This is a genomic window from Streptomyces sp. NPDC003034 (genome assembly GCF_053591375.1).
Genome location: NZ_JBSFTS010000018.1, coordinates 25,190 through 45,372 on the forward strand (window position 1 = coordinate 25,190; position 20,183 = coordinate 45,372).

The window sequence follows — 20,183 nt, forward strand, 5'->3', positions numbered from 1 at the left end:
GCGGTGACCGGTGTGGCCGCGGTGACCGGTGTGGCCGCGGGCGCGGTCGCGGGTGTGGTCCCGGTCGCGGTGACGGGTTGGGGCACGGGTCCGGTCACCGGCCCGGCCCCCGTACGAGCGCCTCGACCCGCCCGATGTGCCCGCGCACCGCCGCGGCCGCCGTCTCCGCGTCACCCGCCCGCAGCGCCTCCAGGATCTCGGCGTGCTCGGCCAGCGTCCGCTCCGCCCGGTCGGGGTGGGAGTGCAGCAGGGCCACGCCCATCCGCAGCTGGCGGTCGCGGAGCTGGTCGTAGAGCCGGCACAGGATCTGGTTGCCGGCGCTGCGCACGATCTCGGCGTGGAACTGGCGGTCGGCGGCCATCATCGCGGCGAGGTCGCCCGCGGCGGCGTGCCCGCGCTGTTCCTCGACCAGGGCGGCGAGCCGCTCCAGCAGGCCGGGTGGCGCGGGCACGGCTCTGCGTACGGTGAACTCCTCGACCAGCAGCCGGGTTTCGAGTACGTCGGTGATCTCCTGCGCGGAGACCGCCAGGACCAGCGCGCCCTTCTTCGGGTACAGCTTCAGCAGCCCCTCCGTCTCCAGCCGCAGCAGCGCCTCGCGGACCGGCGTCCGGGACACGCCCACGGCATCGGCGAGTTCGCCCTCGGTGAGCAGGACGCCGCCTTCGTAGCGGCGGTCGAGGACGCCTTGTTTGACGTGCCGGTAGACGCGGTCGGCGGCGGTCACGGTACTGGTCGGGGCTGGCATGCGCACAGCATAGATACAACAGGGGTGCAAGCCCGGAGCCCGTCCAGGATGCGGAACACCGGCCTGCGGCGCACGGTCCGGGACACCGCCCTTCGCGGGCGGCGCCCGGGGCGTGGGAGCACCGCGGCCCCGGGGCGGCAGCACCGCGGCCCGGTGGGTGGGAGCAGCACGGCCCGCCACTGCACCGAAGGATGTACCGGGCGTTCGTCCACGCGCACGACGTGCTCCCGCCCGCCCGCCGGGACCCTGAAGTCATGGCCGAAACCCTGCTCACCCCGACCGGGACCGCGAAGGCGGCCCGCCTCCCCCTCCTCGACGTCCTGCGCGGCGCCGCCATCCTCGGCACGCTCATGACCAACGTCTGGATCTTCGCCACCCCGGGCTCCGAGTGGAGCGTGCTCCAGGGCGGGCTCGACATCCCGGACCCCCTCGCCGACCCCTCCCCAGCGACCACCGCCGAATTCGTCTTCCGCTTCCTCGCGGACGGCAAGTTCCTGGCCCTGCTGACGGTCCTGTTCGGGGTGGGCCTGGCCATCCAGTACGACTCCGCCGCGCGCCGCGGCAACCCCTGGCCCGGTCGCTACTGGCGGCGCGCCGCCTTCCTGTTCGTGGAAGGCACCGTCCACTTCTTCCTGGTCTTTGCCTGGGACGTGCTGATGGGCTACGCCGTCACCGCGCTCCTCGTCGCCTGGCTGCTGGCCCGCTCGGAGAAGGTCCGGCGGCGCGCGATGTGGACGGCCGCCGCCGTACACCTCGCCCTGGTCGGCCTGGTGACGCTCGGTGCGCTGAGCTCGTCCGACACGGCTTCGGAGCCCCCGGACGAAGCGGGCGTCGAGCTGTACGCCCACGGCGGCTACGGGGCCCAGATCGCCTTCCGGGCCGACCAGTTCCTCGCCATGCGCATCGAGCCGGTCTTCTCCTTCGGGCTGCTCGTCTTCCTCTTCCTGCTCGGCGTCCGGCTCCACCGCGCGGGTGCCTTCACCGCGACCGGCGAGGGCCACCGGCTGCGGGCCCGGATGGCCGCCTGGGGGATCGGCCTCGGGCTGCCGCTCAATGCCGCGACGGCCCTCGGCGGCGCCGACTTCTTCATCCTGGGCCGCTACGGAGCCGCGCCGCTGCTCGCCGTGGGCTACATCGGCCTGATCGGTATCGCCCTCGACCGGCTGTGGGTCCCCCGGCCGGTGGTCACGGCCCTCGGATCGGTCGGCCGCGCCGCCCTGTCCTGCTACGTCGCGCAGAACGTGCTCTGCATGCTGGTCTGCTACGGCTTCGGGCTCGGCCTGACCGTCCGCCTGGTCGGCACCGCCGCCGACCCGTGGTGGGTGATGGGCCTGTGGGCCGCCGTGAGCCTGGCCCTGGCGGCCGGCTCCTGGCTCTGGCTGCGCCGCTTCGAGCGCGGACCGCTGGAATCCGTACAGCACATCGCGCTCAGGCCGCGCGGGTCACGGTGACGGTGACGTTCACGGTGACGCGGGCCCGCCCCGCCCGACGCGCCCGAGGGCGCCGGCCGGGCGGGCGGGCTCGATGAGGCCGGTCGGGCCGGTCGGGCGGGTCGGGCCCAGGGGCGCGACGGGGCCGATGACCGGCCCCTCGTGCCAGCCCGCGCCGTCCCGCCAGTAGTGCTGGAGGCGGCGGTCGGTGCGCAGGACGACGACTTCCAGGTTGAAGCCGAAGCTGCTCTGGAGCATCCCGGTGACCGCCCGTACATCGGGTCCGAAGACCGCGCCGCGCCGCCAGGCCGAGCCGCTCGCGTTGCCGCGCCACCAGTGCTCGACCCGGCCGCCAGCGACGCCCCCGGCTCCAGACCGAGCGAGGGCCGCGGCACGGGCTCCGCGTCGGCGAGGTGTTCGAGGACCGACCACCGTGCCCAGCACGCCACGAGCCGCGCCCGCAGCTCCCCCGCCGACCGCACGTGCTCCTCCGGCATCCCGGCCCCCCAGCTGCAACCGTCCGAACGCGAGCCCCGCGATCGTCCCCCGGCCCCCGGAGCCGGTCAAGGGAGTCCACAAGGTCGCGCGGAGGCACGGGGAGGCGTGCCGCGCCCCGCCGTCCGAGCGGACACCGGGGCCACCGGGGCCACCGGGGCCCTATGCCTTGTAGACCGGCTCGTACGCCGCCATCTGGCCCGGGGTGGTCCCCTCCACGGTCATGCCTCCGGTCCAGAGGTGGTCGCGTAAGCAGTACCCGCCGAGCCTGCTCACCGGGTCGCCGCGAAGGCCGCCCAGGCGGTGGCGGTGATCCGGATGACCGGCCCGTCGCTCCGCTTGCTGTCGCGCAGCGCGACGGTCCCGGCCACGTTGGTGGCCACCTCCACGCACTCCGTGTCGTTCGTGACGTTGCTGTAGCTGGACTTCACGAACTGGAACTCGGTCATGGCTGCATACCCTTACTGATGGCATCGATCAGGTTCACGGAGTCGCGGGGCGCAAGGCTCATGCGGGACACGCGATCGAATGACCTGACGTACGCCTCGTTCCCTTCCGCTCCCTCCACCCACACAGTAGAGGCGATCCCTTCCGAATAGCCGACGTCCACGGCCCCCGGTTCGGCGAACGACACAATGTTGAACGCACCCGCGACGCCGTGGTGCGCGCCCGCACGGAACGGCAATACCTGGACGTGCACGTTGGGCAACTCGGCCATCTCTACCAGATGGTTGAGCTGTGACCGCATGACCTCGCGACCCCCGATCTCCTGGCGGAGGGCCGCCTCCCAGATCACGGCATGAAACTCCAGCGGCTTGTCGCCCCACAGCCGCGCCTGCCGCTTGGTCCGGGTCGTCACCATCTCCTCGATCTCATCCGGGTGCGTCCACGAGTCGGAGCCGACGCCCAGTGCGCGGATGTAATCGGGCGACTGGAGCAACCCTGGGATCAGGGCAAGTTGCCAGGCACGGATTCGGGTGGCGACATCCTCCATCGCGACGTACTCCGCCAGATTGCCCACGGTGGGGATCTGCTGCCACCAGCCCTTCGCCTTGCGGCGGTCACGGTCCAGCCGGGCCAGATCGAGCAGGCCGCTGACGAACTTGGCGTCCGTCGCGCCGTAGAACTCGCACAGCACGCGGATGTCCGGGTCCCGCATGGGCACCCAGCCGCTCTCCATCTTCACGATCTTCGTCGAGGTGGCGCTGATGACCTGCGCCGCCTGGAGCTGGGTTTTCCCCGCCGCCGTGCGCAACCTGCTCAGCTCGCCGCCCAGCCTGCGCCCCAGCACCGTCGACGTCCGGTTTCCCTGGCCTTCACGTGTTCCACGGTTCACCGGCCCAGTCTCTCGCCCGCGCGACCGGACGTACACACCCGTAACTCGTACGGGGAAGATATTCCCCGTTTCACTTGCCTCCCGAGTCAATGGACCCCTACCGTCGGTGACGAACTGCTCACCGGGCAGTGTCAGTTGGCGGAAGCGCACCGGGCTGCCCGTACGGCACCGGCATGCCACCGCCCCTATCGGAGGTGCACGCCATGGATGAGCTCACGCGGTACGACGTACGGAACTACCCGCCCCGGCAGGACTCCGTACCCGCCGCCCGCAAACGCGCCGCATGGCTCGCCGTGGCCTGGGGGCAGCCGCAGCTCGCCGCCGATGTGGCTCTGCTGACCAGCGAGTTGGCCACCAACGCGCTTCTGCACGGGACGGTCGCCGACCGGTACCTGCGGGTCGAGCTGCGGCTCACGGGCGCGGCGCTGCGCATCGAGGTCACCGATCCGAAAGGGGAGCGGTGGCCCCAGCCGAGGGTCGCGGCGGCCGGGGACCGGTTCGGGCGGGGGCTGCACATCGTCGGCGCCATCGCGCGGGAGTGGGGCGTCAGGGACCGGGTCGTCGGGAAGACCGTATGGGCCGAACTGGCCGTCGGAGCGCCCGTATAGGGTCCCCGTATGGGGACCTGGACCGCGCCGAGCGTCATCGAGAGAGAGCTGTACGAGGCCAAGACCGCCGGCGACTGGGCCGCGTACCTCGATGTACTCGCCCGCGTACCGCTGTACATCGCGCAGCGCCGCGCCCAGTCCGACGCGCATCCGGACTCGGTCTTCTTCCACGCCACCCCGGACCGCGTGCTCGTCGTCCACACCGCCGGCATGCTGCCCGCGCCCACCCCCGAGACGGTCTTCGAGGGACGCAGCCTGGGCTGGTTCAGCAAGGTCTGGGCCGCCGACGATCCCGCCTTCCTCGCCGTGAATCCGGGCTCCCCGGCCGAGGCCTACCTCACCACCACCCCTGCCGACCTGGCCCGCTGGCGGGCGCACGCGGACGCCGCCCCCTCCTACGGCCTGCCCGTGGGGGAGATCCACGCCCTCTTCACCGGCGGCCCGCTGCACGGGCCCATCGCCCACGGACTCGCCGTGGGCGCCCATCTCGCCGTCACCAACGGCGAGTTCTGGAACTCCATCGCCTACCACGGCCGCGGCTACCAGCGCGAGCGCCGCCGCGTCGCGAAGAGCTGGAGCATCACCGACCGAGGCGGCTGGCTCTCCACCCTGGAGCAGCTCCTGAGCGCCTCGGTGGTCAGTCCGGTCTGGGAGTACGCGCTCCGTGTCCGCCGCGTCCTCGCCTCCGACTTCGCGGGACCCGTCGACATCGAGCACTGGCGGCACGCGGCCGAAGCCAGCCTGCGCCGCAGCGCCGAACGCTCCGCCGAACCGCAGCTCACCCCCGAGGGGGTCACCGTCGCCCGGCCGCGCCCCACCGCCGAAGTGGAGGGCGAGATCACCGGCGTCAAACGCCTCATCGGCCGGATCGCCCGCTACGAGCAGCGCTTCCGGGCCGACGGACTGCTCCCCGCGGACGGCTGGGTCCGCTCGGTGGAGGGCTGGGACATCGGCCGGGCCTCCCAGATGGCGCGCTGGGGCGTCGGCTGCCGCTACGGCACCGTCCAGGAGGCCGAGAAGGCCGTGCTGCGCGCGGGGGAGGCCGCCCGGGGGACCTACCGCTCGTGGGAGGAGTTCTCCGCCGGGTACGTCCTCGGCCGGTGCCTGCACTTCGACGAGGAGGAGTTCGGCACCTGGTACACGACCGCCCTCGCCGCCCATGTCGTACTGACCACCGACCCGGCCAGCCCGTGGCGCAACATCCCCTGGAACTGACCGGCCCCCGGTGGCGGACGACCGCCGTCCCAGCGAGTGCCCGTCTGGCCGTCGGCCGGGTAGGCGACGGCGCGGTCCAGATCTGCGGGATCTGCGGTGGCAGCGCGGAAGAACATCCGGGGATGATCACATGGAATGACGCATTGACCAGGGAAAATACCCGCCGCGCACGGCCGATGGCCGGTCCCCTGGAGGGAGACCGGCCATCGGCGGGGGGCGGGCCCTACGACCAGGTGATCAGACGGCGGGGGTGTTCCAGGACCGCCGCGATGTCGGCCAGGAAGCGGGAGCCGAGCTCGCCGTCGATGAGGCGGTGGTCGAAGGACAGCGCCAGGGTGGTGACCTGACGGGGCTTGACCTTGCCCTTGTGCACCCACGGCTGGAGCTTGATCGCGCCGACCGCGAGGATCGCGGACTCGCCGGGGTTCAGGATGGGCGTACCGGTGTCGACGCCGAAGACGCCGACATTGGTGATGGTGAGGGTGCCGTTCTGCATGTCGGCCGGGGAGGTCTTGCCCTCGCGGGCCGTCGCGACCAGTGAGGACAGGGCCTCGGACAGCTCCGGCAGGGTCTTGGCGTGCGCGTCCTTGATGTTCGGGACGATCAGCCCGCGGGGGGTGGCCGCCGCGATGCCCAGGTTGACGTAGTGCTTGAGCACGATCTCCTGGGCCGCCTCGTCCCAGGACGCGTTGACCTCCGGATTGCGGCGGACGGCCACCAGGACGGCCTTGGCGATCAGGAGCAGCGGGTTGACGCGCAGCCCCGCCAGATCCGGGTCGGCCTTGAGCTCCTGGACCAGCTTCATCGTGCGGGTGATGTCGAAGGTCACGAACTCGGTGACGTGCGGCGCGGTGAAGGCGGAGCCGACCATGGCCTGGGCGGTGACCTTGCGGACGCCCTTGACCGGGATACGGGTCTCCCGGAGCGGTCCCTCGACCGGGACGCCGGCAGCCGCAGCCGCCGGTGCCTGCGCGGCCGGTGCGTGCGCGGCCGGTGCCTGCGCGGCCTCCGCAGCCGGTACGGCCGCGGCCTGCGGGGTGAGGCGCGCGGACGCCGCGGCGTGCACGTCCTCCCGGGTCACGATCCCGCCGTCCCCGGTCGGCACCACCGAGGCCAGGTCGATGCCGAGGTCCTTGGCGAGCTTGCGCACCGGCGGCTTGGCCAGGGGCCGCTCACCGGCGCCCCCGTCGCCGTTGCCGTTCGGCTGCGCGGGAACCACCGGCGCCGCCGGGGCAGCGGGAACCACCGGCGCCACGGGAGCGGCCGCAGCGGCGGCCGCGTACGTGCCGTTCTGCGCGGCCGTGCCCGCCACCGGCTTGCGCGGGCGGCGCTTGGTGGAGGCGGTGGAGACGCCGTAGCCCACCAGGACGGGCTGGCGCGCCTCCGGGGCGGCCGGCTCCTCGGCGGCGGCGGCCGGGGCCGCCTCCTGCACCGGGGCTTCGGCGGCCTCGGAGCCACCCTCCGTCCGGACCGAGATGATGACCTGGCCGACATCGACCGTGGTGCCCTCCTCGAAGAGGAGCGCGTGCACGACACCGTCGAACGGGATCGGCAGTTCCACGGCGGCCTTGGCCGTCTCCACCTCGCAGACGACCTGGCCGTCGGTGACCGTGTCACCCGGCTGGACGTACCACTTGAGGATCTCGGCTTCGGTGAGGCCCTCGCCCACATCGGGCATTTTGAATTCGCGGATCGTCACAGGGCTCTCCTCAGTACGCCAGCGAGCGGTCGACGGCGTCGAGCACCCTGTCCAGGCCCGGCAGGTACTCGTCCTCCAGGCGGGCCGGCGGGTACGGGGCGTGGAAACCGCCCACGCGCAGGACCGGCGCCTCCAGGTGGTAGAAGCACCGCTCGGTGATGCGGGCGGCGATCTCCGAGCCCACGCCCAGGAACACCGGCGCCTCGTGGACGACCACCAGCCGGCGGGTCTTCTCCACCGACGACTGCAGCCCGTCGAAGTCGACCGGGGACATCGAGCGCAGGTCGACGACCTCCACCGACTTGCCCTCCTCGGCCGCCGCGGCGGCCGCCTCCAGGCAGACCTTCACCATCGGACCGTAGGCGGCCAGGGTCAGGTCCGTGCCCTCCCGCGCCACGCGGGCCTTGTGCAGCTCACCGGGGATGGCGTCGACATCGACCTCGCCCTTGTCCCAGTAGCGCCGCTTCGGCTCGAAGAAGATCACCGGGTCGTCGCTGAGGATCGCCTGCTGGAGCATCCAGTACGCGTCCGACGCATTGCTCGGCGAGACCACCTTCAGGCCCGGGACGTGCGCGAACAACGCCTCCGGGGACTCGCTGTGGTGCTCGACCGCGCCGATGCCGCCCGCGTACGGGATGCGGATGACGACCGGCATCTTGATCTTGCCGAGGGCTCTCGCGTGCATCTTCGCGAGCTGCGTGACGATCTGGTCGTAGGCGGGGAACACGAACCCGTCGAACTGGATCTCCACGACCGGGCGGTAGCCGCGCAGCGCCAGTCCGATCGCCGTGCCGACGATGCCGGACTCCGCGAGCGGGGTGTCGATGACCCGCTCCTCGCCGAAGTCCTTCTGCAGGCCGTCGGTGATCCGGAAGACACCGCCCAGCTTGCCGACGTCCTCACCCATGATCAGGACCTTCGGGTCCGTCTCCAGGGCCTTGCGCAGCGACTCGTTGAGCGCCTTCGCGATCGACAGCTTCTCGATGGCCATGGTGGTCACTCCCCACCCTCGAAGGACGCGAGGTAGGCCGCGAACTGGGCGCGTTCCTCGTCGACGAGCGCGTGCCCGTCCGCGTAGACGTTCTCGAAGATCGCCATGGTGTCCGGGTCGGGCATGGCCCGTACGGCCTCGCGCACCCGCTTGCCCATGGCCTCGCTCTCCGCCTCCAGCTCCGCGAAGAACGCCTCGTCGGCGCCTCCGGTGGCCAGCAGGTGGGCCTTCAGGCGCAGGATCGGGTCCTTCGCCTCCCAGGCCGCCGTCTCCTCGTCCCGCCGGTACTTGGTGGGGTCGTCGGAGGTGGTGTGCGCGCCCATGCGGTACGTGAAGGCTTCGACCAGCGTCGGGCCCTCGCCGCGCCGCGCCCGGTCCAGCGCCCAGCGGGTCACGGCCAGGCAGGCGAGCACGTCATTGCCGTCGACGCGGACGCCCGGGAAGCCGAAGCCCTGCGCGCGCTGGTAGAGCGGCACGCGCATCTGGCGCTCGGTGGGCTCGGAGATCGCCCACTGGTTGTTCTGGCAGAAGAACACCACGGGAGAGTTGTAGACGGCCGAGAAGGTGAACGCCTCGGCGACGTCGCCCTGGCTGGACGCGCCGTCGCCGAAGTAGGCGATGACGGCCGAGTCGGCGCCGTCCTTGGCCACACCCATCGCGTAACCGGTCGCGTGGAGCGTCTGCGAGCCGATGACGATGGTGTAGAGGTGGAAGTTGTTGGTGTTCGGGTCCCAGCCGCCGTGGTTGACACCGCGGAACATGCCGAGCAGGTTCGTCGGGTCGACGCCGCGGCACCAGGCCACGCCGTGCTCGCGGTACGTCGGGAAGACGTAGTCCTCGTCCTCCAGCGCCCGGCCGGAGCCGATCTGGGCGGCCTCCTGGCCGAGGAGCGAGGCCCACAGGCCCAGCTCCCCCTGGCGCTGCAGGGCGGTCGCCTCGGCGTCGAAGCGGCGCGTCATGACCATGTCGCGGTACAGGCCGCGCAGGTCGTCGGTGGTGATGTCGGCGACGAAGGGTGCGAATTCCGCGTTCTCCGCGCTTTCGACCCGGTCCCCTTCGGGCGTCAGCAGCTGTACGAGCTGAGGTTCGACGTCCTGCGTCTGCGCGGTGGCAGCGGGGGTCTTGCGGGCGCTCGCGGCGCCTGCGGCCCGCTTGGTGCCGCTGCTGCGTCGCGGCTTGCGCGCGGCAGTGCTCTCCACGGTCACGTGTGCTCCTCCGTCGGTCCGGCACCCGGGTTCTCCGGGGTCCAGTGCGGCTCACCTGCATCTGTACCCGCGCACGGGGTGGGTGCGTCGCGTACGGGATTCAGGCGTGACAGGTGCCCCGGCGAGTGCCCTGCGCTATGCACGTTACCCAGTGCGCCGCATAACTGCGAAACCCCGTTTGACCTGCGATTTTGCTTGGATTACCAAGTAAATCCATGGAAACGGGAACAAGCACTGGTCACAGCCTTGCAGGGGGCCGGAACAACGGCACGTTATCCCGGGTAACCCCTTCAGGGAAGGGGTCGGTGTGTGAAACTGACTTCGTGCCCGAAGACGGAAAAATCAAGGTATTCCTCCTGGACGACCACGAAGTGGTACGTCGGGGCGTTCATGAGCTGTTGTCGGTCGAAGAGGACATCGTGATCGTCGGCGAGGCCGGTACGGCCGCCGACGCGCTGGTCCGCATCCCCGCCACCCGCCCGGACGTGGCCGTCCTCGACGTCCGCCTGCCGGACGGCAGCGGCGTGGAGGTCTGCCGCGAGGTGCGCTCCGAGAACGAGGACATCAAATGCCTGATGCTGACCTCCTTCGCCGACGACGAGGCGCTCTTCGACGCGATCATGGCCGGCGCCTCGGGCTACGTCCTCAAGGCGATCCGTGGCAATGAGCTGATCAGCGCCGTACGGGACGTCGCGGCCGGCAAGTCCCTGCTGGACCCGGTCGCCACCGCCCGGGTGCTGGAGCGGCTGCGCGACGGCAAGAACGGCAAGGAGGACGACCGCCTCTCCCACCTCACCGATCAGGAGCGGAAGATCCTCGACCTGATCGGCGAGGGCCTGACCAACCGCGTCATCGGTGAGCGGCTGCACCTGGCCGAGAAGACCATCAAGAACTACGTATCCAGCCTGCTGTCCAAGCTCGGCATGGAGCGCCGCTCCCAGGCCGCCGCGTATGTGGCCCGCCTGCAGGCGGAGAAGCGCTAGCGACCTGAGTCAGAGGTCCGGTCCCGCGGGTCACTCGTCGTCGTTGCGGGTCATCCGTCGTTGTTGCCGTTGCCGTCCCCCGTGGGCGGGGGCGAGGCCGACTGCGACTTGGTCGGCGCCGGCTTGGACGGCGACGCCGAGGCCGACTGCGACGCGGACTTCGAGGGCGACGGCGACGAGGACGCCGACGGCGAGGGGGAGACCGACGTGCTGTAGGTCGGCGCCTTGGTCCGGGGAGGGATGAACGAGGGTTCGGTGTACGAGGGGGTGTCGGCCGGGCTCTGGCGGCCCGGCGTCGCCTCCCCGGCGCCCTGGGAACTCGGCTGCCCGCTGGACGCGCTCTGGGTGACACCGCCCGGGGTCTTCGTGTCCTTGTCCTTGTCCTTGTTTCCGACGCTGTTGACGGCGAACGCCACACCGCCCGCGACCGCGATGACCGCGAGCACCGCGAACAGCCACAGCTTCCAGCGGCCGGCGCCGCCGCGGTCCTCGTACCCGTCATAGCCGTCGTAGCCGCCCGGGCCACCGCGGCCCGGGCGGCCGGGGAAGGCCGAGCCGTCGTCCGGGTTCAGCGGCGGCACCATCGGCTGCTGGAACTGCGAGGTCGAGGCGTGCGCGGCGTACTTCTGCTGCCCGCCGGTCCCGCCCACGGGCATCGCGGAGGTGCTGGCACCCGGCGCCCCGTGCGGCAGGGCCATCGTGACGGGGCCGGTGTTCCAGGTGCCGGTGTTCGGCCCGTGGTCGTGCAGCATCTGGAGCGCGTACTGGACCAGCCCGCGCATCTCCTCGGCGCTCTGGAACCGGTCGTCCGGATCCTTGGCGAGCGAGCGCATGACCAGGCCGTCGAGCTCCTTGGGGATGTGCTGGCCCTCCGGCAGCTGCGAGGGCGGCACCGGGGCGTCCTGCACGTGCTGGTAGACCACCGACAGCGGGGTCTCGCCCGTGAAGGGGGGCCGCAGCGCGAGGAGTTCGTACAGCAGGCAGCCGGTCGCGTACAGGTCGGAGCGGTGGTCCACGGCCTTGCCGAGGGCCTGCTCGGGCGACAGGTACTGCGGGGTGCCCATCACCATGCCGGTCTGGGTCATCGTCGACTGCACGCCGTGCAGCGCGCGGGCGATGCCGAAGTCCATGACCTTCACCGCGCCCGATTCGGTGATGATGACGTTCGCGGGCTTGATGTCGCGGTGCACGATGCCGTGCTGGTGGGAGTACGCGAGGGCTTCCAGCACGCCCGAGGTGATGATGAGCGCCTGCTCGGGCCCCGGGGCCTCGGCGCTGAGCAGCAGTTCGCGGATGGTGCGGCCCTCGACCAGCTCCATCACGATGTACGGCACGGTGGTCGGGCCGACCCGGTCCTCGCCCGAGTCGTACACGGCGACGACGGCATGGTGGTTGAGCCCGGCGACCGACTGGGCCTCGCGCGTGAAGCGGGCCTTGGAGACCGGGTCTTCGGCCAGGTCGGCGCGCAGCAGCTTCACGGCGACGGTGCGGCCCAGCCGTACGTCCTCGGCGGCGAACACCTCCGCCATGCCGCCACGGCCCAGGCGATGGGTCAGCCGGTAACGGCCGTCTCCCACCAGGCCGCCGGCGCCCCAGTGCTCAGGACCATCGGTCATCCCGGCGCCGTTTCCCTCGGGTTCGGGTGCCATCAGTCCTCGCCGTCGTCTCTCTCGGCCGCCGCTCAGCGGTAGTCCTCTTCTCAGTGCTCCAATGAACGCTACAGCCTCGGAACCGGTCACCGTTCGGAGCGCAGCAGCCGGTGGCCCCGTGGTTACGGAAAGGGCACCTGGCTTGACGTGTGCTTGCCCTCCGGCAGACTGGGCGCCACATGCGCTCAGCCAGAGGCGTAGGGACACATCCCGAGGGGAAGCAACAGTCATGAGCCAGGACGGCACTCAGGGCCAGTACGCGGGCGGCTCTCTGGCCGGTGGCCGTTACCAGCTAAGGGACTTGCTGGGTGAGGGCGGCATGGCGTCCGTCTACCTGGCGTACGACTCGGCGCTCGACCGGCAGGTCGCCATCAAGACGCTGCACAGCGAACTCGGCCGCGAGCAGTCCTTCCGGGAGCGGTTCCGCCGCGAGGCGCAGGCTGTAGCCAAACTGTCGCACACGAACATCGTCTCGGTATTCGATACGGGCGAGGGCGAGCTCGCCGGCGCGGTCATGCCGTACATCGTCATGGAGTACGTGGAGGGACAGCCGCTCGGCTCCGTGCTCCAGGCGGACATCACCCAGCACGGGGCGATGCCGGCCGACAAGGCGCTGAAGGTGACGGCCGACGTGCTGGCCGCCCTGGAGACCAGCCACGAGATGGGCCTGGTCCACCGCGACATCAAGCCCGGCAACGTCATGATGACCAAGCGCGGCGTGGTCAAGGTGATGGACTTCGGCATCGCCCGGGCCATGCAGTCGGGGGTCACCTCGATGACGCAGACCGGCATGGTCGTCGGCACCCCCCAGTACCTGTCGCCCGAACAGGCGCTGGGGCGCGGGGTCGACGCCCGCTCGGACCTGTACTCGGTCGGCATCATGCTCTTCCAGCTGCTGGCGGGCCGGATCCCCTTCGACGCCGACTCGCCGCTGGCGATCGCGTACGCGCACGTACAGGAGGAGCCGGTCGCTCCGTCCACCATCAACCGGTCGGTGACCCCGGCGATGGACGCGCTGGTGCTGCGCGCCCTGCGAAAGAACCCGAACGAGCGCTTCCCCACGGCCGCGGCCATGCGCGACGAGGTGCTGCGGGTGCTGTCGGCCGGCCAGGCCGGGGCGCCGGTCATCGTGCAGGGCCAGGGACCGGTGAGCAGCGGCGCGGGCGTCGGGTCGGCCGTCTTCCCGCCCGTGGACTCCGGCTTCCAGTCACCGCCGCCGCATTCGCTGCAGCAGCCCTACCAGGCGCCGCACACCCCGACGCCCTCCCCGTACGCGCCGACGCCCGCGCCGCAGTCGCACGCGCAGGGCGGCTACGCCTACCCGCCGCAGCAGCACGCCCCGCACACGCCTCCGCCGCAGCAGTACGCGCCGCAGACCCCGCCGCCGTACACGATGTCGCCGACGTCCACCACGCACAGCGGACCGGGCGCGGGCGGAGCCGGCTCCAAGCGGAACATGCCGGTGGTCGCGGGCGCGATCGCGGTGGCGCTGATCGCCATCGGCGGACTCATCGCGGCGCTCTCGATGAACGACGACAACAAGGGCAAGGACGAGGGCAAGGGCGGTACGGCGTCGCCGGGCGCCTCCGCGTCCGGTTCGGCCCAGGCCGGTCACAAGGGGCCGGACACCTCGCGCACGATCGACCCGGCCAAGTGCAAGGAGCCGAGGAAGCACCACAGCGACGCGGGCAAGTACGTGGCGCCGGACCTGCGCTACAAGAACCTGCTCTCCGTGAAGGCCTGCATCCAGGCCTCGGGCGGCAAGTACGACATCGTGTGGAAGGACGAGGCGGTCTACGGCCAGGACACCGTGCTGGAGCAGAACCCGGCGCCGGACGCCAAGATCGACAAAGAGGGCACGGAGTACACGCTGACCGTGTCGACGGGCAATCCGTCCTGACGGTGTCTGCGTCAAAAGAAGGACCCTGATTCAAAGGCGGGCACCCCGATGGGGCGCCCGGGATGCCGCTTTTATCCCGTCATGTAAATCTGAGCGAGACATCTCGGTCGCTCGGGACGGGAGAGGCTCTCGTGAACCAAGGCTTCCGCCCGCCCCGCCCGCCCCGCTCGCCCCGCCCGCCCCGCCCGCCCCGCCGGCTGTTCCGCGCCGCCCCGGCCGCCGCGGCCCCGGCCTCCTCCGCCGCCTTGGCCTGCGCCGCCCTGGTCTGCGCCGCGCTGACGGCCACGGCCCCGGTCGCCGCCGCGTTGACGGTGGCGGCCCCGGCGTACGCGGTGTCACCCCTCGGCACCCGCCTCGCCCACGCCGCCGCTGCCGCCGCCGCTGCCGCCGCCGCTGCCGCGCCCGCGGCCCCCGCGCCACCGGCCGTCGAACACCTGCCGGAGGCGGCCGGGGAACTGCCGCGAGAGGTCGAGGACCGGCTCGCCGGCAGCGCGGCCGGGGTCGGGCGGGAGCGGCCCGGACGGCCCGCGGCCGCGCCGGCGAACCAGGAGATGGTGACCGCAGCCCGGCCCCTGCCGGTGCGCCCGCGCACCGAGCCCGCCGCACCGCCGCCCGCCACCCCGCCACCCCTCGCGACGCCACCCGCCGCCACGCCACCCGCCGCCACGGCATCCGCCGCCACGCCGAGCCCGCCGCCCGGCACGGTCACCGCGATCGGTACGGAGCCCAACGACCGGGCCGCCGACCTGGCGGCGCACATACTCCCCCTGGGCACCGGCTTCGCCCTGATGGGCGTGGGCCTCGGCTACCTCGGCATGCGCCTGCGCAGGGGCCTCTAGCTCTCAACGCCGGCCCGATCCGAAAGCCCGCTCCGCCGCATGGAGGCCAGGCCAGGAGGGTTGTGGGTAGGGGGCATACTCGGTATACATACTCAGTATGTCGATCCGTCACGGCCTTCTCGCCCTGCTGGAACGGGGTCCTCGGTACGGCTCCCAGTTGCGCACCGAATTCGAATCCCGCACCGGCTCCACCTGGCCGCTCAACGTCGGGCAGGTGTACACCACACTGGCCCGCCTGGAGCGCGACGGCCTCGTCGCCCCCGGCGGCGAGGACGCCGCCGGGCACACCCTCTACGCCATCACCGACACGGGACGCGCCGAACTGCGCGGCTGGTACGAGCGCCCCGTGGACCGCGCCCACCCTCCCCGTGACGAGCTGGCCATCAAGCTCGCCATGGCCGTGGGCGCCCCCGGCGTGGACATCCGCGCCGTCATCCAGTCCCAGCGGCACGCCACCATCCGCGCCATGCAGGACTACACCCGGCTCAAGGCCCAGGCGCTCAACGCGGTCGAGAGCGGACAGTCCCGCGAACGCGACGACGTGGCCTGGCTCCTGGTCCTGGAGCAGCTGATCTTCCAGACCGAGGCCGAGGCCCGCTGGCTCGACCACTGCGAAGCCCGGCTCGTGCGGCTCTCCCTGCCGGCCGAGCGGCAAGCCGTACCGCCCGAGCCGTCCCAGGCCGCCGAAACCCGAGCCGACGCCGGCCCGGCCGCGACAGCGGCCCCCGGCCCGGCCGCCGGCCCGGCTCCGGCCCCGGCCCCGATCTCCGACACCCGGCCCCGTACCGCCCGCTCGCGGCGGGGCTGAACCACCGTTCCAGGGGGGACCCTTCATGCCCGACCAGCACCAGCCCGAGCGGCCCGTACTGCAATTGGACCAGCTCGTCCGCACACACGGCAGCGGCGCCACCGAGGTACACGCCCTGCGCGGCATCGACCTCTCCGTCTTCCCCGGCGAACTCGTCGCCGTCATGGGCCCCTCCGGCTCCGGCAAGTCCACGCTGCTCACCCTCGCCGGCGGACTCGACACCCCCACCAGCGGACGGGTGATCGTGGAGGGAACCGACATCACCGCGGCGAGCCGCAAGGAGCTGGCGGCCCTGCGCCGGCGCAGCATCGGGTACGTCTTCCAGGACTACAACCTGATCCCGGCCCTCACCGCCGCGGAGAACGTGGCCCTGCCCCGCGAACTCGACGGCACCTCCGCCCGCAAGGCCCGCGCCAGCGCGCTCGCCGCGCTGGAGGAGATGGGCCTCGGGCAGCTCGCCGACCGCTTCCCCGACGAGATGTCCGGCGGCCAGCAGCAACGCGTGGCCATCGCCCGCGCCCTCGTCGGCGACCGCCGCCTGGTGCTCGCCGACGAACCCACGGGCGCCCTCGACTCCGAGACCGGCGAGTCCGTCCTCGCCCTGCTGCGCTCCCGCTGCGACGCGGGCGCGGCCGGGGTCCTCGTGACGCACGAGCCGCGTTTCGCCGCCTGGGCGGACCGTGTGGTCTTCCTGCGCGACGGCAGCGTGGTGGATGAGACGCTGCGCAGCGGCGCCGACTCCCTGCTCTCGGGGCAGGCGGCCGGCCAGTGACCTCCTCGCTCCAAGGCTGGTACCACTCCTGGGTCGCGGCGGTCCGGATCGCCCGCCGCGACGCCTGGCGGGCCAAGGGCCGCAGCGCCCTCGTCCTCGCGATGATCGCCCTGCCCATCGTCGGCGTGAGCGCCGCCGATCTCACGCTGCGCAGCGCCGAACTGTCCGCCGAGCAGACGCTGGCGCGCAAGCTCGGCACCGCCGACGCCGAGTTGAGCCTCTCTGGCATGGGCTTGCCCATCTACCAGCAGCCGTCCGGCGCCAGCTACGCACCGGTCGGCGGCTACGACGCCCACACCCCCTCCAAGGGGCCGAAGGACGAGAGCCCGCAGGTGCTCCTGTCGGCCGTCCCGGCCGGCGCCCAGTCCGTCAAGGACAGCTTCGGCAACGCCAAGGTGCGCACCACCCACGGGCTGCTGGACACCGATCTGCGCGAACTGGACACCAACAGTCCGCTGGTGGCGGGCCTGCTCACCCTCGACCGCGGCCGGCTGCCGCAGGCGGCGGGCGAGGTCATCGCCACCACCGCCTTCCTGGAGCACTCCGGCTTCTTCGTCGGTTCTTCGGTCACTCCGCGCCACTCGGCCTCCTCGTACAAGATCGTGGGCGCGTACGAGCTGCCCTCCGAGCTCAAGAAGCCGGAGATCCTCGCCCCGCCCGGGACCCTGCTCGCACCGCTCGACCAGGCCTTGCAGGCCGCCGAAGCCCGCGGGGTAGGTGCCCGTGACGCGTACCTGGTGAAGGTCGGCGGCGATGGTTTCACGTGGAACATGGTCAAGGAGGCCAACACCAAGGGCGTGCTCGTCACCTCCCGCGCCGTCACCCTCGACCCGCCCGCCGACGCCGATGTGCCGCTCTACCAGCAGGAAGACAAGAGGCAGTTCGAGTACAGCGGCAGCAACACGGCCATCGAAATGGCCATAGTGGCCACCGTCGTGGGCCTCGCCATGCTGGAGATCTGCCTGCTGGCCGGCCCCGCCTTCGCCGTGGGCGCCCGGCGCTCGCGCCGCCAGCTCGGCCTGGTCGGCTCCAACGGCGGCGACCGCCGCCACATCCGGTCCATCGTGCTCTCCGGCGGCCTGGTCATCGGCGCCGCGGCCGCCGTCTGCGGCACCGCCGTCGGCGTCGCCCTCACCATCGGACTGCGGCCGGTGCTGGAGAACCAGCTCGGCAACCGCTTCGGCCACCTGGACTTCCGCCCCCTGGAGCTGCTCGGCATCGCGCTGCTCGCCGTACTGACCGGCCTGCTGGCGGCGATCGTGCCGGCCGTCACCGCCTCGCGCCAGACCGTGCTCGCCTCGCTGACCGGCCGCCGCGGGGTCCGCCACTCCAACCGGGTCCTGCCCCTGGTCGGGCTGGTCGCCGTCTGCGTCGGCGCCGCGATCGCGCTCTACGGCACGGCGTCGGCAATGGGCTCCACCATCGTCGCGGGCGGCAGCGCCATCGCCGAGCTCGGCATCGTCGCCCTCACCCCGATGCTGGTCGGCCTGTTCGGGCGCCTCGGGCGCTGGCTGCCGCTGTCGCCGCGGCTCGCGCTGCGCGACGCCGTGCGCAACCGCGGGCGTACGGCGCCCGCCGTGGCCGCCGTACTGGCCGCCGTCGCCGGCACCGTCGCGGTGGCCACGTACGAGCACAGCAGCGACCTCCAGAGCCGACACGAGTACGTGGCCGACCTCCCGCACGGCACCGGGGTGCTCAATGCCGAGGACGGCGCCTACAAGGAGCTGCCGGCCCTGCGCGAAGTCCTCGCGAAGCAACTCCCGCTCGCCGTGCGGGCCGACGTGGACCGGCTGGTCGTCGGCAAGCCCGTCTGCGACGAGCGCTCCTCGGACACCGGCTGCGGCCGGGTCGAGATCATCACGCCCAAGGAACAACGCTGCCCGCTCTTCGAGGCCGAGAACGGCCCCGGCTCCTTCACCGAGGCGCAGGCGAAGGAACTGCGCCGGGACTGGCGTTGCGAGCAGGACCGGTACGGCGCCCAGCACGGCATCGTGGTCGCCGACGAGAAGCTGTTCACGACGCTGGCCGTCACCGACCCGGGCACCGTCGCCGCTCTCAAGGCGGGCAAGCCGGTCTCCTTCGACAAGCGCAACGTCCAGGACGGCAAGGTCACGCTCCGCGTCATCACCGACGTGGAGGCCGCCGGCACCGCCGCCATGCGCCAGCAGGACCCGCCCGGCGAGGACAAGGTGTTCGCCGTGCACCAGGCCCCCGACAACGCCGAGGGCTGGGGCCTTCGGCTGGTCCTGCCGGCCGGGGCCGCCAAGGCGGCCGGACTGGCCACCGCGCCGTCCGGTTCCTACTTCGCCCTCGACGGATCGGCCACGACCGAACAGCGGCAGGGGCTGGACGGCGAGCTCGACCGGATGGGCGCGGACGCGTACGTCCGCATCGAGGCCGGGTACCAGGGCAGCAACGACCTGGCCCTGCTCGCCCTCACCGTCTTCGCGGGCCTGGTCACCATCGGAGCGGCGGGCATCGCCACCGGACTCGCCCAGGCCGACGCCGAGGCCGACCTGAAGACCCTGGCCGCGGTCGGCGCCCCGCCGCGGGTGCGGCGCATGCTCAGCGGCTTCCAGTGCGGGGTGGTCGCCCTGATGGGCGTGATCCTGGGCTCGGCGGCCGGAATGCTGCCCGCGGTCGGTCTGCGGCTCGCCCAGCGGCGGGAGTTGGAACGGCTCTACCAGGCCGGCGTCGACCGGGGCTACGAGGCGACGAACGTGCCGTACGTGCCCATCGTGGTGCCCTGGGAGACCCTCGCCGGGCTGCTGATCGTGGTGCCGCTGGGCGCGGCGCTGCTGGCCGCGCTGGTCACCCGCTCCAGCGGCGCGCTGGCACGGCGGGCGGCGGGCTAGCCGGCCGCCCATACCGTCGCGGTGCCCCCGTACAGGGTGGATCACGCCTGTACGGGGGCACACCGAGTGAGGACGGAGGTGTGCGAGAGAATGGCGGCATGGAGATGCCGAGGAGTGAACGGTCGCAGGAAAGCCCCCCGAACGTCCTGATTCTGGGACAGGACGGGAAGGCGGTCGGCGGCGCCGATGACGAGTCGCGCGAGGTCCCGGTGACGGAGATGGTCGAACAACCCGCCAAGGTCATGCGGATCGGCAGCATGATCAAGCAACTCCTGGAAGAGGTACGTGCCGCTCCTCTCGACGAGGCCAGCAGGGTCCGGCTCAAGGACATCCACGCGGCGTCGGTGAAGGAGCTCGAAGACGGGCTCGCACCGGAGCTGGTCGAGGAACTGGAGCGGCTCTCCCTGCCCTTCACCGAGGAGGCGATTCCTTCCGAAGCCGAACTGCGCATCGCGCAGGCCCAGTTGGTGGGCTGGCTCGAAGGGCTCTTCCACGGCATCCAGACGGCCCTGTTCGCGCAGCAGATGGCGGCGCGGGCCCAGCTGGAACAGATGCGCCGCGCGCTCCCGCCCGGCTCCCACCACGACGACGATGACGAGGACGGCGGGCACGGCGCGATCCGCTCGGGCCCGTACCTCTAGGGCGTACGGCCG

Annotated in this window: 18 protein-coding genes; 10 read left to right on the forward strand and 8 right to left on the reverse strand. The window is 72.1% G+C overall.

The window, feature by feature from the left end; all coding sequences use genetic code 11:
- Positions 1 to 94: 94 nt before the first annotated feature.
- The gene (locus ACWDX7_RS18840; protein ID WP_451488870.1) at positions 95 to 745 is read right to left on the reverse strand and encodes a GntR family transcriptional regulator; all 651 of its coding nucleotides are present in this window, start codon (positions 743 to 745) and stop codon (positions 95 to 97) included.
- Positions 746 to 999: 254 nt separating this feature from the next.
- Here ACWDX7_RS18840 and ACWDX7_RS18845 point away from each other — a divergent pair, with 254 nt between their 5' ends.
- Complete coding sequence (locus ACWDX7_RS18845) at positions 1,000 to 2,196, forward strand: DUF418 domain-containing protein (RefSeq protein ID WP_451488869.1); 1,197 nt, start codon at positions 1,000 to 1,002, stop codon at positions 2,194 to 2,196.
- 9 nt (positions 2,197 to 2,205) lie between these two features.
- Here ACWDX7_RS18845 and ACWDX7_RS18850 read toward each other — a convergent pair whose 3' ends face one another.
- The 3 genes from ACWDX7_RS18850 to ACWDX7_RS18860 all read right to left on the reverse strand — a co-directional run bounded on the left by ACWDX7_RS18850 (position 2,206) and on the right by ACWDX7_RS18860 (position 4,006).
- The gene (locus ACWDX7_RS18850) at positions 2,206 to 2,433 is read right to left on the reverse strand and encodes a hypothetical protein (protein ID WP_451488868.1); all 228 of its coding nucleotides are present in this window, start codon (positions 2,431 to 2,433) and stop codon (positions 2,206 to 2,208) included.
- Between the two features lie 509 nt (positions 2,434 to 2,942).
- Positions 2,943 to 3,119, reverse strand: a complete 177-nt coding sequence (locus tag ACWDX7_RS18855; RefSeq protein ID WP_451488867.1) for a DUF397 domain-containing protein — start codon at positions 3,117 to 3,119, stop codon at positions 2,943 to 2,945.
- Positions 3,116 to 4,006, reverse strand: a complete 891-nt coding sequence (locus tag ACWDX7_RS18860) for a helix-turn-helix domain-containing protein (RefSeq protein ID WP_451488866.1) — start codon at positions 4,004 to 4,006, stop codon at positions 3,116 to 3,118. Before ACWDX7_RS18860 ends, ACWDX7_RS18855 begins: the two co-directional genes overlap by 4 nt.
- A 203-nt stretch (positions 4,007 to 4,209) precedes the next feature.
- On the opposite strand from ACWDX7_RS18860, the gene ACWDX7_RS18865 reads away from it, so the two are divergent.
- Together ACWDX7_RS18865 and ACWDX7_RS18870 are read left to right on the forward strand one after the other, a co-directional pair.
- Entirely contained in the window at positions 4,210 to 4,614 is a 405-nt protein-coding gene (locus ACWDX7_RS18865; RefSeq protein WP_451488865.1) for an ATP-binding protein, read from the forward strand.
- 9 nt (positions 4,615 to 4,623) lie between these two features.
- Positions 4,624 to 5,829 carry a DUF1266 domain-containing protein gene (locus ACWDX7_RS18870; RefSeq protein ID WP_451488864.1) on the forward strand — a complete coding sequence of 402 codons (1,206 nt, stop codon included), beginning with the start codon at positions 4,624 to 4,626 and terminating at the stop codon, positions 5,827 to 5,829.
- Positions 5,830 to 6,052: 223 nt separating this feature from the next.
- Here ACWDX7_RS18870 and ACWDX7_RS18875 read toward each other — a convergent pair whose 3' ends face one another.
- From ACWDX7_RS18875 to pdhA, 3 genes are read right to left on the reverse strand one after another with little or no spacing between them, the layout of a single operon-like run.
- Entirely contained in the window at positions 6,053 to 7,507 is a 1,455-nt protein-coding gene (locus ACWDX7_RS18875) for a dihydrolipoamide acetyltransferase family protein (protein WP_451488909.1), read from the reverse strand.
- Between the two features lie 31 nt (positions 7,508 to 7,538).
- Positions 7,539 to 8,519, reverse strand: a complete 981-nt coding sequence (locus tag ACWDX7_RS18880; protein ID WP_451488863.1) for an alpha-ketoacid dehydrogenase subunit beta — start codon at positions 8,517 to 8,519, stop codon at positions 7,539 to 7,541.
- Between the two features lie 5 nt (positions 8,520 to 8,524).
- The gene (gene pdhA, locus ACWDX7_RS18885) at positions 8,525 to 9,724 is read right to left on the reverse strand and encodes a pyruvate dehydrogenase (acetyl-transferring) E1 component subunit alpha (RefSeq protein WP_451488862.1); all 1,200 of its coding nucleotides are present in this window, start codon (positions 9,722 to 9,724) and stop codon (positions 8,525 to 8,527) included.
- 323 nt (positions 9,725 to 10,047) lie between these two features.
- Here pdhA and ACWDX7_RS18890 point away from each other — a divergent pair, with 323 nt between their 5' ends.
- Positions 10,048 to 10,707: a response regulator gene (locus ACWDX7_RS18890; RefSeq protein ID WP_451488861.1), complete on the forward strand. Its 660-nt coding sequence runs from the start codon at positions 10,048 to 10,050 to the stop codon at positions 10,705 to 10,707.
- Positions 10,708 to 10,757: 50 nt separating this feature from the next.
- Here ACWDX7_RS18890 and ACWDX7_RS18895 read toward each other — a convergent pair whose 3' ends face one another.
- Positions 10,758 to 12,356, reverse strand: coding sequence for a protein kinase domain-containing protein (locus tag ACWDX7_RS18895; RefSeq protein WP_451488860.1), 1,599 nt, complete (start codon positions 12,354 to 12,356; stop codon positions 10,758 to 10,760).
- 229 nt (positions 12,357 to 12,585) lie between these two features.
- On the opposite strand from ACWDX7_RS18895, the gene ACWDX7_RS18900 reads away from it, so the two are divergent.
- From ACWDX7_RS18900 to ACWDX7_RS18925, 6 genes are all read left to right on the forward strand, one after another.
- A complete protein-coding gene (locus ACWDX7_RS18900; protein WP_451488859.1) occupies positions 12,586 to 14,256 on the forward strand; it encodes a protein kinase domain-containing protein in 1,671 nt (556 codons plus the stop codon).
- Between the two features lie 131 nt (positions 14,257 to 14,387).
- Positions 14,388 to 15,095 carry a hypothetical protein gene (locus ACWDX7_RS18905; RefSeq protein ID WP_451488858.1) on the forward strand — a complete coding sequence of 236 codons (708 nt, stop codon included), beginning with the start codon at positions 14,388 to 14,390 and terminating at the stop codon, positions 15,093 to 15,095.
- A 97-nt stretch (positions 15,096 to 15,192) separates the two neighbouring features.
- The gene (locus ACWDX7_RS18910) at positions 15,193 to 15,903 is read left to right on the forward strand and encodes a PadR family transcriptional regulator (protein WP_451488857.1); all 711 of its coding nucleotides are present in this window, start codon (positions 15,193 to 15,195) and stop codon (positions 15,901 to 15,903) included.
- 25 nt (positions 15,904 to 15,928) lie between these two features.
- Positions 15,929 to 16,675 (forward strand): ABC transporter ATP-binding protein, encoded by a 747-nt coding sequence (locus ACWDX7_RS18915; protein ID WP_451488856.1) that lies wholly within the window; start codon positions 15,929 to 15,931, stop codon positions 16,673 to 16,675.
- Positions 16,672 to 19,530 carry an FtsX-like permease family protein gene (locus ACWDX7_RS18920; RefSeq protein ID WP_451751077.1) on the forward strand — a complete coding sequence of 953 codons (2,859 nt, stop codon included), beginning with the start codon at positions 16,672 to 16,674 and terminating at the stop codon, positions 19,528 to 19,530. The genes ACWDX7_RS18915 and ACWDX7_RS18920 overlap by 4 nt, the downstream gene beginning before the upstream one ends.
- 98 nt (positions 19,531 to 19,628) lie before the next feature.
- On the forward strand, positions 19,629 to 20,171 hold the full coding sequence (locus ACWDX7_RS18925) for a bacterial proteasome activator family protein (protein ID WP_451488855.1): 543 nt from the start codon (positions 19,629 to 19,631) through the stop codon (positions 20,169 to 20,171).
- Positions 20,172 to 20,183 lie beyond the last annotated feature (12 nt).

Bases quoted from the DNA above. Each gene is read 5' to 3' on its own strand.
- ACWDX7_RS18915 (WP_451488856.1), top strand. From the start codon at position 15,929: ATGCCCGACCAGCACCAGCCCGAGCGGCCCGTACTGCAATTGGACCAG.
- ACWDX7_RS18850 (WP_451488868.1), bottom strand. From the start codon at position 2,433: ATGCTCCAGAGCAGCTTCGGCTTCAACCTGGAAGTCGTCGTCCTGCGC.
- ACWDX7_RS18900 (WP_451488859.1), top strand. From the start codon at position 12,586: ATGAGCCAGGACGGCACTCAGGGCCAGTACGCGGGCGGCTCTCTGGCC.
- ACWDX7_RS18845 (WP_451488869.1), top strand. From the start codon at position 1,000: ATGGCCGAAACCCTGCTCACCCCGACCGGGACCGCGAAGGCGGCCCGC.
- ACWDX7_RS18925 (WP_451488855.1), top strand. From the start codon at position 19,629: ATGGAGATGCCGAGGAGTGAACGGTCGCAGGAAAGCCCCCCGAACGTC.
- ACWDX7_RS18840 (WP_451488870.1), bottom strand. From the start codon at position 745: ATGCCAGCCCCGACCAGTACCGTGACCGCCGCCGACCGCGTCTACCGG.
- ACWDX7_RS18870 (WP_451488864.1), top strand. From the start codon at position 4,624: ATGGGGACCTGGACCGCGCCGAGCGTCATCGAGAGAGAGCTGTACGAG.
- ACWDX7_RS18895 (WP_451488860.1), bottom strand. From the start codon at position 12,356: ATGGCACCCGAACCCGAGGGAAACGGCGCCGGGATGACCGATGGTCCT.
- ACWDX7_RS18855 (WP_451488867.1), bottom strand. From the start codon at position 3,119: ATGACCGAGTTCCAGTTCGTGAAGTCCAGCTACAGCAACGTCACGAAC.
- ACWDX7_RS18875 (WP_451488909.1), bottom strand. From the start codon at position 7,507: ATGCCCGATGTGGGCGAGGGCCTCACCGAAGCCGAGATCCTCAAGTGG.
- ACWDX7_RS18910 (WP_451488857.1), top strand. From the start codon at position 15,193: ATGTCGATCCGTCACGGCCTTCTCGCCCTGCTGGAACGGGGTCCTCGG.
- ACWDX7_RS18880 (WP_451488863.1), bottom strand. From the start codon at position 8,519: ATGGCCATCGAGAAGCTGTCGATCGCGAAGGCGCTCAACGAGTCGCTG.
- ACWDX7_RS18865 (WP_451488865.1), top strand. From the start codon at position 4,210: ATGGATGAGCTCACGCGGTACGACGTACGGAACTACCCGCCCCGGCAG.